The organism is Streptomyces sp. NBC_00569, assembly GCF_036345255.1.
GTDB lineage: Bacteria > Actinomycetota > Actinomycetes > Streptomycetales > Streptomycetaceae > Streptomyces.
In genome coordinates this window covers 8,649,774-8,668,883 of sequence record NZ_CP107783.1, presented here as the reverse complement: position 1 = coordinate 8,668,883, position 19,110 = coordinate 8,649,774, and the positions used below count along the sequence as shown (strand labels likewise).

Genomic DNA, 19,110 nt, shown 5'->3' with positions numbered 1-19,110 from the left:
GCAAAGCCATGGCACAGGGCACGGTCCAGGTGACGCACACCGGCACGTCGCGGTGGCGGCGCCGCACTGGGGAGTACGCATCGCTCGCCGCGGCCCTGGAGGCCGCGGGTGACGGCGACGTGCTGACCGTGGCGTCGGGAACGTACAGAGAGAACCTCGTCGTGGAGCGCGCGGTGACGCTGCGTGGTCCGGAGGGCTCGCCCGGATCCGTGCGGATCGCTCCCATCGACGGGGTGCCGCTCACGGTGCGCGCGTCCGCGACCGTCCTCGATCTGCATGTCGAGGGGCAGGATTCGGCGGCCCCCGCACTCCTCGTGGAGGAAGGCGCTCCCGAGCTCTGCGATCTGCGCATCGTCACGCGCTCCGCGGCCGGCATAGAGGTGCGGGGCGGCGCGCGGCCCACGGTGCGCCGCTGCACCGTCGACAACCCCGGAGGGATCGGCATCGCCGTGCTCGACGGCGGGGGCGGTGTCTTCGAGGAGTGCGAGGTCGTCTCGGCGGGTCAGGCCGGAGTGGCCGTACGCGGCGGCGCGCACCCTCGGCTGGAGCGCTGCCGGGTGCATCACGCGTCGGGTTCCGGACTGTCCGTCACCGGCGAGCACAGCGGCCTGGAGGCCGTCGGCTGCGAGGTGTACGAGGTCAAGGGCACCGGCGTGCAGATCACGGGGCGTGCGTCGGCGCACCTGACGGACTGCGATGTGCACCGCACCACGGCGGACGGCGTCACGCTCGACACGGACGCGGTGCTCACCCTCGCCGACTGCCGTATCCACGACATCCCGGAGAACGCGATCGATCTGCGCTCCCGGTCGGTCCTGACGCTGACGCGCTCGACGGTGCGCCGGTTCGGGCGCAACGGCCTGTCCGTGTGGGACCCGGGCACGCGCGTGGACGCCAACCAGTGCGAGATCCACGACAGTACGGGCGACTATCCGGCGGTGTGGGTGAGCGACGGCGCGACCGCCGTGCTCGACGCGTGCCGGGTGCACGACGTGCCGGACGCGCTGTTCGTCCTGGACCGGGGTTCCCGCGTGGACGTCGTCGACAGCGATCTCTCCCAAGTCCGCAACACGGCCGTGTCGGTGAGCGACGGCGCCACGGCCCAGCTGGACGACTGCCGGATCCGGGAGGCCGCGACGGGTGCCTGGTTCCGTGATCACGGGAGCGGGGGCACCCTCGCCAACTGCACGGTGGACGCCGTCCAGACCGGCGTGATCGTCACCAAGGGCGCCGACCCGACGATCGAACGCTGCACGGTCACCTCGCCTGCCGAGGCCGGCTTCTATGTGTCGGCCGGGGGCCGGGGCAGCTTCCACGGCTGCCGCGTCACGGGCAGCGAGGGCTACGGCTTCCACATCATCGACGGCTGCCGTACGACCCTCAAGAAGTGCCGTACGGAACGGTGTTCGCGCGGGGGTTACGAATTCGCCGAGGACGGTCCCGTGGCCGAGGACTGCACCAGCGACGAGAGCGGCGGGGTGCGCTCCGCCGGGCAGGCCGCCGCCCCGGCGCCGGGCGTCCAGAAGGCCACGCAGACCGTGGGACTGCTCAGCGCGCTGCCCGACCAGCGTGCCGTGGCACCCGACACGCAGACATCTGCCACGGCCCGTACATCGACGGATGTCCTCGGTGAACTCGACACCCTGGTGGGTCTGGAAAGCGTCAAGCGCGAGGTGCGTGCCCTCACGGACATGATCGAGGTCGGCCGGCGCCGGCAGCAGGCGGGCCTCAAAGCGGCTTCCGTCAGGCGGCACTTGGTGTTCACGGGCTCCCCCGGTACCGGCAAGACGACGGTGGCTCGCCTGTACGGGGAGATCCTCGCCTCACTGGGCGTCCTGGAGAAGGGCCATCTCGTCGAGGTGTCCCGGGTCGACCTGGTCGGCGAGCACATCGGCTCGACCGCCATCCGCACGCAAGAAGCCTTTCAACGGGCCACCGGCGGCGTGCTGTTCATCGACGAGGCGTACGCCCTGTCCCCCGAGGACTCCGGCCGCGACTTCGGGCGTGAGGCGATCGACACGCTGGTGAAGCTGATGGAGGACCAGCGCGACTCCGTCGTGGTGATCGTCGCGGGCTACACCTCCGAGATGGAGCGCTTCCTCTCGGTCAACCCCGGTGTGGCGTCTCGTTTCTCACGGACCATCACCTTCTCCGACTACCTGCCCGAAGAGCTGCTGCGGATCGTGGAGCAGCAGGCCGACGAGCACGAGTACCGGCTCGGCGAGGGCGCGGCCGAAGCACTTCTGAAGCACTTCACGGCGCTCCCGAAGGGGCCCGCGTTCGGCAACGGCCGCACGGCGCGGCAGACCTTCGAGTCGATGGTGGAGCGCCACGCGGGCCGGGTCGCCCAGCTCGCCGAACCGAGCACGGACGACCTGACCCTGCTCTACGAGGACGACCTGCCCGAGCTGCCCTGAGGCGCGGCGGGCTCGCCGTCCGGGCGTGGCCCCGGGACCTCGGGGCGCAGCCTGGCGAGGAGGCGGGCCCGTTCCTCGGCGAAAACGGGATCGGCCTGGTAGTCGGAGTGGCCCAGGATCGGTGCGGGCAGCGGGTGTTGCTCGGTACGGCCGTAGGCGAGCGGGTCCTTCAGCGCCGGGTGGTCGACCTGGGGGCCGTCCTCGCCGGGCAGCCGGACGGGTCCGCCGATCGGGTCGGTGGTGCGGTGCAGGTTGCGCCAGCAGTCGACCTGGCGGTGCAGGGCGCCGAGCGCGGCGGGACCGAAGTGCGCCGGGAACCAGCGCCCGTAGAGCCGCTCCAGAGGCGAGCCGTAGGTGAGCAGGGCGACGCGTCGGCGGACGGTGGGATGCAGCTGCCAGGCGGCCGCGGCGGCGAGGACGCTGCCCTGGGAGTGCCCCGACAGGACGAGGCGGCCGCCCGTGGCGCGGGTCCAGGTGGCCATGCGCCAGGTCAGGTCGGGCACGGCGCGCTCGGCGTAACAGGGCGGCGCGAAGGGGTGCGCGGCGCGTGGCCAGAACGTGCCGACGTCCCACAGGATGCCGATCGTGCGGCGGGCTGACGCGTCGCGGTAGGCGCGCCTTCCCCAGGTGACGAAGAGTATGAAGCCGAGTCCGATGAGCCAGGAGCCCATCGCCTGCGCGGTCTGCGCGGCGCCTTCCACGATGTCGTACGTGCCCTGTGCGGCCTCGCCCGGGACCTGGTGGGTCGCCCACGCGCCGATGAGCGCTCCCGCACCCAGGAGGAGTGTCACCGTCGAGACCGCGCCGATGATCATGGGCGCCTGGTCGGTGAGGGCGGCACGCGCGCGCGTGCCCGCGATGCGGCTGGTGCGGGCGGCGTCCTCGGGCTCCCCCGGGTAGTCGGTCGCGACGGTGGCCGTCTCACGGCGCTTGAGCCGGATGGTGCGCTGGGCGAGTACGGCGCACACCACGGCGACGACGATCAGCAGGGGCGGGATCACGGAGGCCTGCCAGGACAGCAGGACCGGCGGTCCGTCGATGGTGCCGTCGGCTCCCGGCGTGCCGGAGCCGTCCAGCCAGTCGGCGACGCGCTGGGACACTCCCCCGGACATCACACCGCCCAGGGCGCAGGCGAGCATCGCGGTCGCGGGTCCGCCGAGGCCGCGCAGGGCCGCACGGGAGTCGCGAGCGCGGCGGTGGATGGCGTGGGCGACCACGGCGAGCGCCACGACCACCGCGCCCTGGACGAGGACGATCCCGCCGAACGTCGCGTCTCCGGGCAGGCGTCCGTGCGACCGCCACTCGGGGCGTGACCAGCCCGCGTACAGGAACGTGAGCAGCAGGAGGGCCAGGGCGGCCGCGGGCAGGAGGCGGACGAGGGTCCGGTCGAGCGTGCGGTCGACGATGTTCTCGCTGCGGCCCCTGCGGCACACCACCCAGACGACGATGCCGGTGCCCACGACGAGTGCGCCGTCGAGGATCCTGCCGAGCACGTCGAGGAGAACGGGTCCGCCGCTCCCGCGGTCGAAGCGGGCGGCCGAGGTGCCGACGGCGGCCGCCACCGTGAGCAGGCCCGCGGCGGTGTGCGCGGCGCGCAGGCGGGCGACGAGACGGCGTCCGTACCAGAACCCCGGCCTGCCGAGCGCATTGGTCGGCGCCTCCTCCTCGGGGTCGGGCTGGTGAGGCAGCGGCTGCTGGGACTCGTACGCGCCCCAGGTGCGGTGGGAGAGGTACCACAGGAGGCCGACGAGGGCGGCCGGGACGGCCGCGGCGAGGGCGAGGCGGCGGCCGGGCTGGCTCCACCAGCCGCCGTGTCCGTGCGCGTCGACCGACAGGAAGCCCAGCCAGGAACGTCCCTGGGCGCACGCGTGCGTGCCGGCGCACTGCCAGGCCAACAGATCGAGCGCCACCTCGCAGGCGGCGGCGACCAGGAGGACGGTGAGGCTGAGCCCCACGAGCCGCACCAGGAGGCCGTAGGCGCGCACGGTCCGTGTGCGGCGGTGGGCGTTGGGGCGCATCCAGTGGGCGAGGTTGACGACCATGAACGGCAGCAGCAACAGCCATAAGGCGCGCGAGCCGTTGCCGGACGTGAGGTTGCACCAGACGTACGCCTCCGGGACGGGCTTGCCCCGGTAGTCGTCGGGGCGTTGCTCCGCGTCGGCGTCGTCGGCGCGGCGGTACACCGCGGCCGTGTCGTCGCCGGACACCCGGACCGTGCGCGGGTCGCCGAGCATCGCCTCGGGGGTGGTGCCCCCTACGCCGTGGACCAGAAGTTCGAGGGCGGTCTCGTCCGCCGTGTCACGCTCCACCGTTCAGCATCCCCCGATTGACGTGCGCGTGTGGTGCCGGAATCAGAATCCCCGCTCACGACCGCGCTACGCATCCCTCCTCACCGAATCTCCTCCATCCGTGCGACCGCGCGCCATACGGCGGGCACGAGCGGGCAGTCGCACGGCTGTCGGCGGCGCGTGCGAGGATGTGGCGACCATGGACGGCTGTGACGAGGCGAAGGGATCCGACAGGACGTGAGCGAGAATCAGAACCTCCTCGCGGAGCAGCGCCGGGCCCTGATCCTCGACGAGGTCAGGCGCCGTGGCGGCGTCAGGGTCAACGAGCTCACTCGCAAGCTGGGCGTCTCCGACATGACGGTCCGCCGCGATCTCGACGCGCTCGCCCGGCAGGGTGTCCTGGAGAAGGTGCACGGCGGCGCGGTCCCCGTGGTCGAGGCGAGCACGCACGAGCCGGGCTTCGAGGCGAAGTCGGGTCTGGAGCTCAGCGCCAAGGAGGACATCGCGCGGACCGCCGCGGCCCTGGCGGTGCCGGGCACGGCCATCGCGCTGTCCGGCGGCACCACGACGTACGCGCTGGCCCACCACCTCCTCGATGTGCCGGACCTGACCGTGGTGACCAACTCGGTACGGGTGGCGGACGTGTTCCACGGCGCGCAGCGCTCGTCGGGCCAGCGCCAGGGCGCGGCGACCGTCGTCCTCACGGGCGGCGTGCGGACACCTTCGGACTCGCTCGTGGGGCCCGTCGCGGACCAGGCCATCGCGGCGCTCCACTTCGACGTGCTGTTCCTCGGTGTGCACGGCATATCGCTGGAGGCCGGCCTGTCGACGCCGAACCTGGCGGAGGCGGAGACGAACCGGCGGCTCGTGCAGTCCGCGCGCCGGGTCGTCGTGGTCGCCGACCACACCAAGTGGGGGACGGTGGGCCTGAGTTCGTTCGCCTCGCTCGACCAGGTGGACACGCTCGTCACGGACGCGGGGCTGCCCGCGGACGCGCGCGCCGAGGTCTCCGAGGAGCTGCGGCTCGTCATCGCGGGCGAGCCCGGAACAGGTACAGACATCTGACGGTTCGCCAGCTATGGTGACCCCTGCCCGGTCAACCGCCCGATTCCGCTTGGGGGCTGAAGGTCCATGGCACGCCGACTGAAGCCCGTGGGGCTCGAGTTCACCGAGTCCGCGCCGCTGCGCCTGGTCTTCGCCCGAGAGGTGTCCGCGCCTCCGCAGGCGGTGTTCCGGGCGCTCGCCGAGGACGTGACGGGCTGGCCCGAGTGGTTCTCCGCCGTGACGCTCGCCCGCCCGACGGACGACGGCGCGGGGCGCGAGGTCCGGCTCAGGGGCGGTACGCGCATGCGGGAGACCATCCTCACGGCCGACCCCGACGAGGTGTACGCGTACCGGGTGGACGAGACCAATGCGCCGGGGATACGCGCCCTGGTCGAGGAGTGGCGGCTCACGCCGTCGGGCGCCGGCGGGACGCGGGTGCAGTGGACGTTCGCCGCGGACGGGGTCGCCGCGTTCCGCGCGGGCCTGCGCCTCGGCCGGGCCGGACTCGGCCGCGCGTTCCGTGACGCCGTGGCCGCGCTCGACCGGAGGATCGCGGCGAACTCCCGGGATTCCAGGGCGAGTTAGAGCGGCCCGGGTCCTCAGTCGGCGCTCGGCCAGACTCCCGTCGCGAGCAGCGTCTCGATGGCCCGCGTGTACGGCGCGATGTCCAGACCCTGGTGGGCCAGCCACTGGTCGGAGTAGTACTTGTCGAGGTAGCGGTCCCCCGGGTCGCACAGCAGCGTGACGACGCTGCCGGTCCTGCCCTCGGCCACCATCTCGGCGACGATCTTCAGTGCGCTCCACAGGCCCGTGCCCGTCGATCCGCCCGCCTTGCGGCCGATCGCCCCCTCCAGGGCGCGCACGGCGGCGACGCTCGCCGCGTCCGGCACCTTCATCATGCGGTCGATCGCGCCGGGCACGAAGCTCGGCTCCATGCGGGGCCTGCCGATGCCCTCGATGCGGGAGCCGCAGTCGCAGGTGACGTCCGGGTCCCCGGTCGTCCAGCCCTCGAAGAAACAGGAGTTCTCCGGGTCCGCGACGCAGATGCGGGTGTCGTGCTGCATGTAGTGGACGTACCGGGCGATGGTCGCGGAGGTGCCTCCGGTGCCGGCGGTGGCGACGATCCAGGTGGGCTCCGGGTAGCGCTCCAGCTCCAGCTGCCGGTAGATCGACTCCGCGATGTTGTTGTTGCCCCGCCAGTCCGTGGCCCGCTCGGCGTACGTGAACTGGTCCATGTAGTGCCCGCCCGTGTCGACCGCGAGCGCCGCCGACTCCTCGTACATCGTGCGCGAGTCGTCGACGAAGTGGCACCGGCCGCCGTGGAATTCGATCAGGCGGATCTTCTCGGGGCTGGTGGTGCGCGGCATCACGGCGATGAAGGGCACCCCGATGAGCTTCGCGAAGTAGGCCTCGGAGACGGCGGTCGAGCCGCTGGACGCCTCGATGACGGGGCGGCCGGGCCGGATCCATCCGTTGCACAGGCCGTAGAGGAACAGCGAGCGGGCGAGCCGGTGCTTCAGGCTTCCCGTGATGTGCGTCGACTCGTCCTTCAGATAGAGGTCGATGCCCCACTCCTCGGGGAGCGGGAAACGCAGGAGGTGGGTGTCGGCCGACCGGTTGGCATCGGCCTGCACCTTTCGTACGGCTTCTTTGAGCCAGCTTCGGTACGCGGCGTCCGTGTGGTCCACGTCCAGCGTGGCCGCCGGGTCCTGCCCTTGGGTCCCGGCTGACTGGTCCTGCTGAGGGGTGCTCACCGCATGGCTCCTTGGCGTCGTTCCGCGCGCCGGTTCGACGCCGTCCACACCCGGCCGTCGCCTTTGTGACCGGTCGGACGCCCCGATCATAAACACCTTCCGCACGCTTCTCACCTGCATAAACACCCCTTTGGGCAACTCAAAGGAACACCTGCCCCAGGGCAGGAACAGGCGTGCGGAGGAACAAAGGCGTGAGTCGGCCCTTCCCCTGCCGGGCGCACTGCCTCACGCACTGGTGCGGACGCCTTCGTGCGGGCAGACTGCACCGCGGGGCCGGTGAGACCACACACCAAGGGGGCGGACGACATGGCGGAGCCGGAGTTCACGGCGACGGGTGTGCGCATAGGGCGACTCCTTCGCTCGCTCACCCGGGCGGGCGAGGTCCGCATCAAGGGCGGCCGTCTCGAACTGCTCACCAGTTACGGCAGCGAGATCGACAGCGCGCCGCTTCAGGAAGTCCGGGCCGGCAAGGCCTGGTTCGCGCCCGGCGACCGGGCCCTCGCCGATGTCGCCGGCAGGCGCTACCTGCTGAAACTCGGCGCCGATCACCAACCCGGCGACGCGGTGCCCCGTCTCGTCGGCGAGAACGGGCCGCCCACGACGCGCCGGTTCCTCGAGGCGGTGCGCAGGGCGCGCGGCCGGCTGACGTAGCCGGCCGCGTACTGGGGGACTGCGTGCGCGAGTTGCAGGCTCGCACCCCCTGAGTCACTCTGGTCACACATCACTACTCAGGGTTTACCGGCGATAACGCTGCGAACCAGCCCGCCGGACACGCAGCAGGCGGGCCCCGGCTGTCAACGCGGCCCACTGCTGGATCGGTACTCCGCCTTCTTCCGGACCTTCAATTCGGGGAGTCGCAGCCGTGATCACCCACCCAAGCAGGCATTGCACGGTGGAGCTCCAGGCCCTGCCGTCGCGGATCCGCCAGGTCCGCAGAATCGTATCGGCGCAGTTGCGCTACTGGCATCTGGACCCGCTGATAGACGAGGCGATGCTCGGCGTGACCGAGCTGCTGACCAACGTCCACCGGCACGCGGGTCCCGACAAGATGTGCACCGTCGAGATCGAGCTGCTGCTCGACCGCCTCACGGTGTCCGTGCACGACCACGACCCGCACCTGCCGCAACCCTGCGAGGCCGACCCGCTCGCGACCTGCGGCCGGGGCCTCGCCCTGGTCGCCGCGGTCAGCGAGAGCTGGGGCGCGCGGCCGCAGGGCGAGCACGGCAAGGTCGTGTGGTTCACGCTCCCCGCGCCGTCGGCGGCGATGCCGCTGCCGCCGATTCCCGAGTACCGGATGCCGGACGCCATCCCCGAGCTGGACTCCTCGGTGGACCGCCGCACGGCCCGACATGCTCCCGCCCGGTCGGCCGTTGTCGGCTGACCGGGCGGTGACCACCCCTGCTCACGGCACGGGCCACGTCACTCTGTGGCGATGGCCCGCAGCACGTCGAGCCGTGCGGCGCGGCGGGCCGGGCGCAGGCCCGCGAGCGCTCCGGCGGCGAGGCCCACCAGGGCGACGACGACGAGCTGGAGCGGGGGCAGGGCGAACGCGAACGCGCTGTCGCTCGCCCCGTCCGACGCCTCGACCAGGACCCAGCCGAGGAATCCGCCGAGCACCAGACCACCCGCGGTACCGAACGCGGCGACCAGGACGGACTCCCACCGGACCATGGCCCGCAGCTGGGCGCGGGTCTGGCCGACGGCCCTCAACAGGCCCAGTTCGCGGGTGCGTTCGTGGACGGCCAGGGTGAGGGTGTTGGCGATGCCGAGCAGAGCGATCAGCACCGCGAGGGCCAGCAGCGCGTAGACCAGGGTCAGCATCATGTCGATGCCGCCGGCGGACGACTGCGCGTACTCGTCGCGGGTCTGCACCTCCGGATGCCCGTACGCCGCCGCGACCTTGGAGACGGCGGCCTTGCCGTCGGCCGTGCTCACGCCGTCCTTGAAAGTGACGGCGATCAGGGTGTCGGAGTCCTGGGCGCGGTGCGGGGCCCAGGCCCGGCGCGTGATGACGTAGTCCCCGGCGAGCTCCGACCGGCCGTAGACCGCGCGGACGGTGAAGTTCTGCCGCTTGCCGTCGGTGAAGGCCAGGCGGGCGGTGCTCCCCGGCCGGAGGTGCTGCTTGTCGGCCTCCTCCCGGGTGACGGCGATGCCGTCCGTGCCGAGGTCGTCGAGCGAGCCGCGGACGGTGCCCAGGTCGAAGGACCTGGCGAGCGCGGCCGGGTCGGTGACGGTCAGGGCCCGGCCCTCGCCGTCGACCTCCGCGACGCCCTTGCCCAGGCCGACGGCGGTCGCGACCTGCGGCTGTCCGGCGAGGGCCGGGGCGAGCTTCGGGCTGAGGCCGCTGCCGCCCGCGCCGAACGACGGGGCCGACACGGCGATGTCGCCGGCGAAGGAGCGGGACACCGTCTGGTCCATGGTCGCCTTCAGCGAGGCGCCGAAGACGGTGAACAGGGAGACGACGGCGACACCGATCATCAGGGCGCTCGCGGTGGCCGCGGTGCGCCTCGGGCTGCGCAGGGCGTTGCGCCGGGCGAGACCGCCGGTGACACCGCGCAGCTTGTCGAGGGGGCTGCCGAGGACACGTACGGCGCGCGACGAAGCGACCGGACCGAGCACCACGAACGCGACGAGGATCAGCACGCCGCCGAGGCCCGCGAGTTGGACGGACGGCGAGGCGAGGACTCCGACCAGGGTGACGGCGACCGCCACGACGCCGAGCGCGATACCGATGACGGCGCGGCGGCGCGAGGCACCCGACTGGTCGACGGCCGTCTCGCGCAGGGCCGCGAGGGGTGCGGTGCGGCCGGCCCGTACGGCGGGCAGGAGCGCGGAGCCGAGACAGACGAGGATGCCCACGGCGAGCGGGAGCAGCATGGACAGGCCGCTGATCACGAGAGCGCCGTCGGGGAACGGGAAGCCGATGGCGGGGAACAGCGCCTGGAGCCCGGCCGCGATGCCGATGCCGCCGACGAGACCGGCGACCGAGGCGAGGACGGCGACGGCGCTCGCCTCGACGAGCGTCGTGGCGGTGACCTGGCGGCGGGAGGCGCCGAGGGCGCGCAGGAGCGCGTTCTCACGGGTGCGCTGGGCGACGACGATCGCGAACGTGTTGTGGATCGAGAAGGTCGCCACGAGCAGGGCGATGCCGGAGAACACGAGGAGGAAGGTGGTGAAGAGGGTCAGGAACTGGCCGGAGATCATGTCGGTGTTCTCCTGCGCCGACGCCTCGCCGGTGATGGCCTCGACTCCCTTGGGCAGTACGGGAGTCAGCTCGTCGACGAGTTCCCGCTGGCTGGTGCCGGGGCCGGCCCGCACCTGGATGGACGCGGCCTCGCCGGGCCTCGGCGTGAGGTACTTCTCCGCGTCGGCCTGCGTCATGCCGGTGTACGTCACCTGCGCCATGCCGTCCTCGCCGCCGAAGGTCGCGAGGCCGACGATCGTCACCCTGACGGGATCGGGGGTGCGCAGGGTCGTGGTGTCGCCGATCTCGAGGTCGCCCTTCTTGGCGGCTCCCCGGTTGACGACGACCTCGCCGGCCTTCGAAGGGGTGTGTCCTTCGGCCAGGCGGTAGGGGTTGAGTCCGGGGTCGTCGATCCAGTTGCCCGCGAGGGTGGGCGGGCCCTGGCCGCCGATCGCCTTGCCGTCGCTGCCGACGAGCTGGCCCGCGCCCTGGATGCCGGGGACGGCGGCGGCGACGCCCGGGGTGACCGCCAGCTTCTTCGCGAGCGACGCGGCGACGGGCTGCCGGGTGCCCTGGCTCTCGCCGGGGGTCGTGATCACGTTCGTGCTGCGGACGACGGCGTCCGTACCGCTCGACGCGTTGCCGAACATGGTGTCGAAGCTGGCGCGCAGGGTGTCACCCATGACGAGCGTGCCGGCGAGGAACGCGACGCCGAGCAGGACGGCCAGGAAGGTGCCGGCGAAGCGCCGCTTGTGGGCGCGCAGCGACGACAGGCTCAGGCGCGCGGACGTGCTCAGGGAGCTCATGACGGCGCCTCCCCCGCATGTCGTGCGCCACCGGCCGCGTCGAAGGCCTTCATGCGGTCGAGGACCTTGTCCGGGGTCGGTGTCCGCATCCGGTCGACGAGGCGACCGTCGGCGAGGAAGACGACCTCGTCGGCGTGGGCCGCGGCCACCGGGTCGTGGGTGACCATGACGACCGTGCGGTCCATCTCCCGTACGGCGCGGCCGAGGAGCCCGAGCACCTCCTCGCCGGAGCGCGAGTCGAGGTTGCCGGTGGGCTCGTCGGCGAAGACGACGTCGGGGCGGCCGGCGAAGGCCCGGGCCACGGCGACGCGCTGCTGCTGTCCGCCGGAGAGTTCGGACGGCCGGTGGTGCAGCCGGTCGCGCAGTCCGACGATGTCGACGAGGGCGTCGATCCACTCCCTGGAAGCGGCGTCGTCCTTCGCGCCCGCGAGGTCCCTCGGCAGGGTGATGTTCTCCGCGACCGTCAGCGTCGGCACCAGGTTGAAGGCCTGGAACACGAAGCCGATCCGGTCGCGGCGCAGCAGGGTCAGGCGGCGGTCGTCGAGGTCGCTCAGGTCGGTGTCCCCGATGAGGGCGGAGCCGGCGCTGAGGGTGTCGAGGCCCGCCGCGCAGTGCATCAGCGTGGACTTGCCGGAGCCGGAAGGACCCATGATCGCGGTGAACCTCCCGGCCTCGAAGCCGACGCTCACACCGTCCAGGGCCCGGACCGCGGTGTCGCCACTGCCGTAGACCTTCACGGCGTCGACGACCCGGGCCGCGGTCCGGGTGCGTGTGGCGGTGGTCATGCCGCACCGCCCTTGGAACGGCCGAACTCCTCGTTCAGGACGGAGCTCCGGCGCCAGTACTCGTCCTCGTCGATCTCACCCGCGGCGAAGCGCCGGCCGAGCACGGTGAGGGGCGAGTTCTCGTCGGCGGCGGGCCGCCAGGGGCCGCCACGGCGGCGTCCGCGCCACACGGTGCGGCGCAACAGCGTGACGACGCCGATGACGACGGCCGCCCAGATCAGGGGGAAGAACAGGATCCACGGGCCGGGCCCGCCGTCCCAGTCGGCCAGGGTCTGCATGAGACTCATCTCCTCGGAACACGTGCTCACGTCTTGTCGATGACTCGAGACTCGCTCCGAAGGGGGGTCGAAGTCGTCGTACAGCCAGCGGCAGCGCACGTACCCCCACGGGAGTACGGGGCCCTCTTCCGCCTACTCTCCGCACTCTCGACGTCTGTACCTACTAGTATGTACAGTGGCTTTATGAGCACTTCGGACCGGTTGATCGAGTCCACTCGTGAGCTCCTGTGGGAGCGGGGTTACGTGGGCACGAGCCCCAAGGCGATCCAGCAGCGCGCCGACGCGGGGCAGGGCAGCATGTACCACCACTTCGGCGGCAAGCAGGACCTCGCGCTCGCCGCGATCGAGCGCACGGCGCAGGAGATGCGGGCCACCGCCGCGCAGTCGTTCGACGGCGGCGGTTCCGCGTACGCCCGCGTCGAGGCCTACCTGCGGCGCGAGCGCGATGTACTGCGGGGCTGCCCGATCGGCCGGCTCACGATGGACCCGGACGTGATCGCGAGCGACGCGCTGCGCGCACCGGTCGACGACACGATCGACTGGCTGCGGGAGCAGCTCGCGGAGATCGTCGAAGAGGGCAAGGAACAGGGCGAGTTCGCGCCTTCGCTGGACGCCGAGGAAATCGCGGCGACGATCGTCGCGACGGTCCAGGGCGGCTACGTCCTCGCCCGCGCGTCGGGCTCGCCCGCCGCCTTCGACGCGGGGGTGCGCGGACTGCTTTCGCTGCTCGCACCCGCCGCCTGAGCCGAGGAGAGACACGACCGTGCACGCGATGCAGTACGAGATCACGCTGCCCGCCGACTACGACATGGGCATCATCCGCAAGCGGGTGGAGGACAGGGGGCACCTCCTCGACGCCTTCCCCGGACTCGGCCTCAAGGCCTATCTGATGCGGGAGCGCGGTGTCGCCGGGTCACCCGTGAACCAGTACGCGCCGTGCTACCTGTGGAACACCCCTCAGGGCATGAACTCGTTCCTGTGGGGGCCCGGATTCCAGGGGATCGTGGACGACTTCGGGCGGCCCGAGGTGCAGCACTGGGCCGGACTCGCGTACGTGGAGGGCCCGGCCTCACAGTCCACCCCGAGGAGCGCGGTACGCCGCCGGACACCCCTCACCGGACAGGCTCCGCTCGCCGACCTGACGGACGCCGCCGTGCGCGACGCGGCCCGCGTCGCCGGGCAGGACGGGGCGGTGTGCGCGGCCGTCGCCGTCGACCCACGCCACTGGGAGCTGCTCACCTTCTCCCTCTGGGACCACGCGTCGCCCGACACGCCGGGCGATCTCTACGAGGTGCTGCACCTGAGCGCCCCCGAGCGCGACCGGCTCCCCCGGGGGAGGCAGTGGTGACCGCGACCGTTCGGACCGTGCTCGGGGACGTGCCTCCGGAGGAACTCGGCGTGTGCGACGCGCACGACCACCTCTTCTTCCGCAGCTCTCTGCTCCCCGGCCAGGAACTCGACGACACGGCCGCCGCCGAGGCGGAACTGCGCGCCTACCGGGATGCGGGCGGCGGCGCGGTCGTCCAGTGGACACCGCACGGGCTCGGACGCCGGGCCGAGCTGCTGCCCGGACTGTCGACCACGACGGGCGTACGCATCGTGGCCGCGACGGGACTCCACCAGGCCGCCCACTACCCGCCGGAGTTGCTCGCCCGGCTGCGCCCCGTCCTCGCCGGCGTGTTCGTGCGGGAACTCACCGAGGGGATCGGCGACAGCGGTGTGCGGGCCGGCCTCATCAAGGTCGCGGGCGGCTTCCACGCCCTCGACGGCCACGCGGTGTGGACGATGCGGGCCGCCGCCGAGGCCCATCACGCGACGGGCGCACCGATCGCCGTCCACCACGAGCTGGGGACAGGTGTACTCGACGTACTCGACCTGCTGTGCGGGGAGTTGGGGGTGGCGCCGGAGCGGGTCGTGCTCGGGCACCTCAACCGCTCCCCCGACTTCGCCGTGCACCGGCAGGCCGCCGAGTCCGGCGCGTACCTCGCCTTCGACGGGCCGTCGCGCGCCAATCACGCGACGGACTGGCGGATGCCGGACGCGATGGCGGCGCTCGCCGACGCGGGGTACGGCGACCGGCTTCTGCTCGGCGGCGACACGACGACCGCCGGAGCGCGCTCGGTGAGCGGTGGGCCCGGGATGCCGTATCTGCTGCGCCGCGTCCGTCCTCGCCTCGAACTGGCCCTGGGCGAAGCGCTGGTGGACCGGATCCTCGTCCACAACCCGGGCAGGGCGTTCGCGGTGGAGCGGCTGCCCGGGAGGTGACGGACGGCCTCACTCGGCCTGTGTGCTTCCGGCCGACGGTGTGCGGCCGTCGTGGTGCACGGGGCCGGCGGACGCCACGACCGACGTCGGCACCGGCGAGAGGACCGGGTACATGAGCCGGTTGGACAGATAGGCGAAGACCGGCCCGAGCGCGTTCATCGCGACCACGCACACCCACGCCGCCCAGATGTTGCCCGGCTTGTAGCCGAAGCCGCCGAAGAACGTGGCGAAGTAGCTGGCGAAGCCGAGGAACATGCCGGGAACCAGCGAGAACGCCTTGATGCGGCCCGTGTACATCAGGACGGTGTTGACGACCATGATCACCAGGGCGAGCACCACGTTCCGGGCGAACTGGCTGTCGCCGAAGGCCGTGCCCGCGTGCTGGTCGATCAGCACGATGATCAGGGCGAAGGCGGAGCCGGCGGGCATCGTGCACCACAGCCTGCGGGCGTTCGCCCAGCTCGGCCCTCCGAGCGCGAAGACGGCCGCCCACGAGATGAAGATCGCCCAGGGCGGGAGATGGAGCGCGGTCCCTCCGATGAACGCCGTCAGTCCGGCGAGTACGGAGGCAACGATTTCGTGAGAGAGGCGTTCGCGCATGGGGATTCCTCTGCTGGAGTCGGATGGCAGAGCGCGGTGCCGTGCGGGGGCGTGTGGGGGGCTGATGGGGGTGCGAGGGGAGAAGGAGGTTCAGTGGACGAGGAGTTCGCTGGTCCTGACCGTGCGGGCCACCACCTTCCCCGCCTTGACGACATGGGCGCGTTCGGGCCGGTCCAGGACGATGTCGTCGTAGACCTGCGTGTCCAGCACCACCAGGTCGGCGCGGGCGCCCGGCCGTACGCCGTAGTCGTCGGCGACGCCGACGACCCGGGCCGCGTCGTGCGTGACCATGCGCAGCACCCGGTGGAGGTCGTCGGACCCGGACAGATGGCCGGTCTGCGCCAGCAGGAGCGCCGTGTCCAGGGGGTCCGCGCGTCCGAACGGGGTGAAGGCGTTGCGGATGTTGTTGGAGGAGCAGGCGGCGAGCACGCCGTGGTCCCACAGTTCGCGGACCGGGGCGACCCCCCGCCGGACCGCCCGGGTGTCCCGTCGCCCGCCGAGGTGCAGGTCGGTCGCCGGGAGCGGCACGACGGCGACGCCCGCGTCGGCGAGGGCCGCCATCGCCCGCGCCCGGTCCGCGGGCTCCCGGCCGCCGAGTGAGGTCATATGGCCGAGCGCCACCCGGCCGCCCAGGCCCCGGCGCGCGGTCTGGCCGGCGATGAACTCGGCGAGCGCGTACCGGGGGTCGGACGCGTCGTCGGCGAAGTCCGCGTGCAGATCGGCCGGCACCCCGTGCTGGGCGGCGAGGTCGAGCACGAGCTCGACGTGGCGGCGGCAGTCGTCCAGGGTGGCCTCGTTGTAGGTGCAGCCGCCCACCACGTCGGCGCCCGCCGCCAGTGCCGCGATCAGCAGCTTCTCGGTGCCGGGCGACCGCAGGATCCCCTCCTGCGGGAACGCCACGATCTGGAGGTCCACCATGCCCGCGTACTCCGCGCGGAGTCGGAGCAGGACCTCGACGCCGAGCAGCCCGGCGATCGGGTCCACGTCCGGATGGGCGCGGATCACCGTCGTGCCGTTGAGGACCGCCGCCTCCAGGACGCGCCGCGCACGAGCCAGTACGTCCTCGTGCGTGAACGCGCTCTTCAGTTCGCCGGTGACCGCGATCGCTCCGGCGAGGGTGCCGTCGGGGTTGCTTCGTACGCCGTCCAAAAGGGCCTTGTCGAGATGCAGATGGGGTTCGACGAAGCCGGGCAGGACGACCCGGCCCGCGCAGTCGATCACCTCGTCGGCGTCCTGGCCCGAGGCGTCCCCGACGGCTCGCACCCGGCCGCCGTCGATCACCACGTCGCTGAGCGACCGGGCGTCTTCGACGCGTGCTTGACGCAGTATCAGTTGAGGCATGCGAGCTCCCGGTGAGTGGAGGGGCGGGGGCGGATGCGGGGGGGCCGGCGTACGCGGCAGGCAGAGTCAGCCGCGATCGCGATCGGGCTGGATCGGACCGGATCAGTCAGGGAAGTCCGCCTTGCGGATGAGGCAGTGCACTCCCTGGACCTGGTCGACGACCTGCGAGATCTCGAAGTCCGCCGCCGCGCTCAGGTAGGCGTACGCGGACGGCCCGTCCATGCCGAAGCGGTCCGTGAGGAAGCGGACGGCGGCGCGGACCGCTTCCCGCATCGCCTCGTCCAGGTCCTCGTGCAGCCCCACGGGGATCCAGTGCCGGTCGGTCTCGCCGAAGGGGTGCGTGAGGGTCGCGGCCGCCGCGCGGGCCCGTGCGCCCTTGAGGAGGGTGAGCCGGAACGTGGCGCGCAGCGGCGCCTCCAGGGCGGTGAGGGCGACTTCGCCGTTGCCCTGGGCGTAGTGCGGATCTCCGGTGTAGAAGCCCGCCCCGGCCGCCTGTACGGGCAGATACAGCGCGGAGCGCGTCTCGAGTTCCTTGATGTCCAGGTTGCCGCCGTGCCGTCCCGGCGGCACCGAGTGCTGCGATCCGTCCGTGTCGGTGGCCACGCCCATGATGCCCATGAAGGGCCGCAGCGGGAACCGGGCCGCCCGGCCCTCGGCGTAGCGGATCACGCCGACGTCCCGGCCGTCGGCGCGCTCCACCTCGCAGAGGGTGAACTCCGGTGCCGTGCGGGCGAATTCGCCCGGCAGGGCGCCACGGCCGTGCCTGCTGGAGATGACGCCGTAGTCGGCACGCCGGTGCAGGGACAGCACTTCGGCCTTGAGGAGGTCACCCGGCTCGGCGCCCCTGATGTGGACGGGCGCGCTGACGACATGGGGGCCGTCCTCGTCCGGGTCCCGTGGCGGCGGGGACTTCGCCAGCAGGCGTGCGTCGGAGAGCACTTCGGTCGCGGCGATGCCGTACCGCCCGAAGAAGGCCGCCGGGTCGCGCCCCTGGTCCTCCAGGATGCCCTCGTGCGAGACGGTGTCGAAGGTGACGCTGTCGCCGGAGTCGATCGTGAGCGCCGGCGCCGTGGTGCGGCACGGCAGCCGCCCCCAGCCGACGGTCTCCGGTGTGGCTCGCAGATAGTGCGTGCCGTCGATCGGGCCTTGTCCCGCTTCGAGAATCACTGCGGCCTCCCTGCCGTGACGGTGCCGTTGAGGGGTTCTTCGGTGGTCCGCGCCGGGTCGCTGTCGAGCCAGGTGCCGCCGTGTCCGTCGAGGGCGGCGCCCAGCTGCTGCGGTGAGGTGATGAGCACCTGGCGGCCGGGGGCGCCGCGCAGGAAGTCGAGGGCGGCACTGATCTTGGGGCCCATGCTGCCCGGCGGGAACTGGCCCTGGGCCAGGAGCCGTTCGGCCTCGGCGCAGGTCAGCCGGTCCAGGAAGCGCTGCGTGGGCCGGCCGTAGTCGACGGCTACGCGTTCGACAGCGGTGGTGATGACCAGCAGGTCCGCGCCGAGTTCCGCCGCGAGATGCGCCGAGGTCAGATCCTTGTCGATGACGGCTTCGACGCCCTGGTAGCCACCGTCGTCGCCTTCCACGAGAGGGATCCCACCGCCACCGGCCGCGATCACCGTGAATCCTGCCGAGGACAGTGCCCGTACGGACTGCGTCTCGAGGACCCGGCGCGGCCGGGGCGACGGGACCACGCGGCGCCAGCCCCGCTCGCCCTCCTCCGCCACTGTCCAGTCGTGAAGATCCGCCAACTCCCGTGCTCTGGCTGCCGGATAGAAGGCTCCGATGGGTTTGGTCGGGTGGCTGAACGCCTCGTCGTGCGCGTCCACCACGGTGTGGGTGATCAGGGCGGCGACCCGGTCGTCGGCGCGCCCGAGCGACCTGAGGCGGCTCGCGATCGCGGTCGCCAGGATGTATCCGAGGCCGCCCTGAGAGCCGGCCACGCACATGTCGAGGCCGAGGGCGGGCAGTTCGGGGGCCAGGGCTGCCGCGAGATCCGCGCGGCGCTTGATGAATCCGACCTGGGGGCCGTTGCCGTGGGTGACCACGACCCGCCACCCCGTGTCGGCCAGCGTCACCACGGGCGACGCGAGCCGGCGCGCGGCCTCGACCTGTTCGGCGACGGTGGCGTGGGTGCCACCGCGCAGCAGCGCGTTGCCGCCGATGGCGACCACCGCTGTCCTCGGCACGGCTCGGGGAGTCATGCGGGTCACCGTAAGAGAGGCGTGCCGAGCCGGTCATGGGCACCGGACGCCAGGATGAGCCGTCCGCCGTTGACACCCGCTGACAAGGGGCGTCCCCAACCACAGAGGGAAACATGGAAGTTACGCGCGGGGTATTACAGGTTACTCGCGGCT

The 19,110-nt window shown here is 72.3% G+C and carries 17 protein-coding genes; 8 read left to right on the top strand and 9 right to left on the bottom strand.

The genetic code is table 11. The annotated features are described in order from the left end of the window. The first annotated feature begins 8 nt into the window (after positions 1-8). A complete protein-coding gene (locus tag OHO83_RS39115; RefSeq protein ID WP_266667308.1) occupies positions 9-2,417 on the top strand; it encodes a right-handed parallel beta-helix repeat-containing protein in 2,409 nt (802 codons plus the stop codon). Here OHO83_RS39115 and OHO83_RS39110 read toward each other — a convergent pair. Beyond that, positions 2,387-4,726 carry a hypothetical protein gene (locus OHO83_RS39110; RefSeq protein WP_266667310.1) on the bottom strand — a complete coding sequence of 780 codons (2,340 nt, stop codon included), beginning with the start codon at positions 4,724-4,726 and terminating at the stop codon, positions 2,387-2,389. The genes OHO83_RS39115 and OHO83_RS39110 overlap by 31 nt on opposite strands. A 216-nt stretch (positions 4,727-4,942) precedes the next feature. Here OHO83_RS39110 and OHO83_RS39105 point away from each other — a divergent pair, with 216 nt between their 5' ends. Both OHO83_RS39105 and OHO83_RS39100 read left to right on the top strand, forming a co-directional pair. Further along, positions 4,943-5,770: a DeoR/GlpR family DNA-binding transcription regulator gene (locus tag OHO83_RS39105; RefSeq protein ID WP_266667312.1), complete on the top strand. Its 828-nt coding sequence runs from the start codon at positions 4,943-4,945 to the stop codon at positions 5,768-5,770. Positions 5,771-5,836: 66 nt separating this feature from the next. Continuing rightward, complete coding sequence (locus OHO83_RS39100) at positions 5,837-6,334, top strand: SRPBCC family protein (protein ID WP_266667314.1); 498 nt, start codon at positions 5,837-5,839, stop codon at positions 6,332-6,334. A gap of 14 nt (positions 6,335-6,348) precedes the next feature. Here the strand turns inward: OHO83_RS39100 and OHO83_RS39095 are convergent, their stop codons facing one another. Next, entirely contained in the window at positions 6,349-7,503 is a 1,155-nt protein-coding gene (locus tag OHO83_RS39095) for a PLP-dependent cysteine synthase family protein (protein WP_266667317.1), read from the bottom strand. Between the two features lie 306 nt (positions 7,504-7,809). Between OHO83_RS39095 and OHO83_RS39090 the strand changes: the two genes are divergently transcribed. Further along, positions 7,810-8,154, top strand: a complete 345-nt coding sequence (locus OHO83_RS39090; RefSeq protein ID WP_266667319.1) for a hypothetical protein — start codon at positions 7,810-7,812, stop codon at positions 8,152-8,154. 211 nt (positions 8,155-8,365) lie between these two features. After that, a complete protein-coding gene (locus OHO83_RS39085; protein ID WP_266667321.1) occupies positions 8,366-8,884 on the top strand; it encodes an ATP-binding protein in 519 nt (172 codons plus the stop codon). A gap of 38 nt (positions 8,885-8,922) precedes the next feature. On the opposite strand, the gene OHO83_RS39080 is transcribed toward OHO83_RS39085, so the two are convergent. Genes OHO83_RS39080 through OHO83_RS39070 form a run of 3 tightly spaced genes read right to left on the bottom strand, consistent with a single transcriptional unit; the run spans position 8,923 to position 12,556 of the window. Next, a complete protein-coding gene (locus OHO83_RS39080) occupies positions 8,923-11,484 on the bottom strand; it encodes an ABC transporter permease (protein WP_266676139.1) in 2,562 nt (853 codons plus the stop codon). A gap of 5 nt (positions 11,485-11,489) precedes the next feature. Continuing rightward, a complete protein-coding gene (locus OHO83_RS39075; protein WP_266667323.1) occupies positions 11,490-12,278 on the bottom strand; it encodes an ABC transporter ATP-binding protein in 789 nt (262 codons plus the stop codon). After that, positions 12,275-12,556: an SHOCT domain-containing protein gene (locus OHO83_RS39070; RefSeq protein ID WP_266567544.1), complete on the bottom strand. Its 282-nt coding sequence runs from the start codon at positions 12,554-12,556 to the stop codon at positions 12,275-12,277. The genes OHO83_RS39075 and OHO83_RS39070 overlap by 4 nt, the downstream gene beginning before the upstream one ends. A 183-nt stretch (positions 12,557-12,739) precedes the next feature. Here OHO83_RS39070 and OHO83_RS39065 point away from each other — a divergent pair, with 183 nt between their 5' ends. Genes OHO83_RS39065 through OHO83_RS39055 form a run of 3 tightly spaced genes read left to right on the top strand, consistent with a single transcriptional unit; the run spans position 12,740 to position 14,821 of the window. Next, the gene (locus OHO83_RS39065) at positions 12,740-13,300 is read left to right on the top strand and encodes a TetR/AcrR family transcriptional regulator (RefSeq protein WP_266667325.1); all 561 of its coding nucleotides are present in this window, start codon (positions 12,740-12,742) and stop codon (positions 13,298-13,300) included. Between the two features lie 19 nt (positions 13,301-13,319). Then, complete coding sequence (locus tag OHO83_RS39060; protein WP_266667327.1) at positions 13,320-13,904, top strand: DUF4865 family protein; 585 nt, start codon at positions 13,320-13,322, stop codon at positions 13,902-13,904. Beyond that, the gene (locus OHO83_RS39055; protein WP_266667329.1) at positions 13,901-14,821 is read left to right on the top strand and encodes a phosphotriesterase family protein; all 921 of its coding nucleotides are present in this window, start codon (positions 13,901-13,903) and stop codon (positions 14,819-14,821) included. The genes OHO83_RS39060 and OHO83_RS39055 overlap by 4 nt, the downstream gene beginning before the upstream one ends. Positions 14,822-14,830: 9 nt before the next feature. Here the strand turns inward: OHO83_RS39055 and OHO83_RS39050 are convergent, their stop codons facing one another. The 4 genes from OHO83_RS39050 to OHO83_RS39035 form a co-directional block, all read right to left on the bottom strand. After that, a complete protein-coding gene (locus OHO83_RS39050) occupies positions 14,831-15,421 on the bottom strand; it encodes a DUF1097 domain-containing protein (protein WP_330280571.1) in 591 nt (196 codons plus the stop codon). Between the two features lie 90 nt (positions 15,422-15,511). Further along, entirely contained in the window at positions 15,512-16,762 is a 1,251-nt protein-coding gene (locus OHO83_RS39045; RefSeq protein ID WP_266667333.1) for an amidohydrolase family protein, read from the bottom strand. A 102-nt stretch (positions 16,763-16,864) separates the two neighbouring features. Then, complete coding sequence (locus OHO83_RS39040) at positions 16,865-17,929, bottom strand: acetamidase/formamidase family protein (RefSeq protein WP_266667335.1); 1,065 nt, start codon at positions 17,927-17,929, stop codon at positions 16,865-16,867. After that, entirely contained in the window at positions 17,926-18,957 is a 1,032-nt protein-coding gene (locus OHO83_RS39035) for a carbamate kinase (protein ID WP_266667337.1), read from the bottom strand. The genes OHO83_RS39040 and OHO83_RS39035 overlap by 4 nt, the downstream gene beginning before the upstream one ends. Positions 18,958-19,110: the final 153 nt, after the last annotated feature.

Bases quoted from the DNA above. Each gene is read 5' to 3' on its own strand.
- OHO83_RS39115 (WP_266667308.1), top strand. From the start codon at position 9: ATGGCACAGGGCACGGTCCAGGTGACGCACACCGGCACGTCGCGGTGG.
- OHO83_RS39100 (WP_266667314.1), top strand. From the start codon at position 5,837: ATGGCACGCCGACTGAAGCCCGTGGGGCTCGAGTTCACCGAGTCCGCG.
- OHO83_RS39090 (WP_266667319.1), top strand. From the start codon at position 7,810: ATGGCGGAGCCGGAGTTCACGGCGACGGGTGTGCGCATAGGGCGACTC.
- OHO83_RS39075 (WP_266667323.1), bottom strand. From the start codon at position 12,278: ATGACCACCGCCACACGCACCCGGACCGCGGCCCGGGTCGTCGACGCC.
- OHO83_RS39070 (WP_266567544.1), bottom strand. From the start codon at position 12,556: ATGCAGACCCTGGCCGACTGGGACGGCGGGCCCGGCCCGTGGATCCTG.
- OHO83_RS39065 (WP_266667325.1), top strand. From the start codon at position 12,740: ATGAGCACTTCGGACCGGTTGATCGAGTCCACTCGTGAGCTCCTGTGG.
- OHO83_RS39050 (WP_330280571.1), bottom strand. From the start codon at position 15,421: ATGCGCGAACGCCTCTCTCACGAAATCGTTGCCTCCGTACTCGCCGGA.
- OHO83_RS39045 (WP_266667333.1), bottom strand. From the start codon at position 16,762: ATGCCTCAACTGATACTGCGTCAAGCACGCGTCGAAGACGCCCGGTCG.
- OHO83_RS39035 (WP_266667337.1), bottom strand. From the start codon at position 18,957: ATGACTCCCCGAGCCGTGCCGAGGACAGCGGTGGTCGCCATCGGCGGC.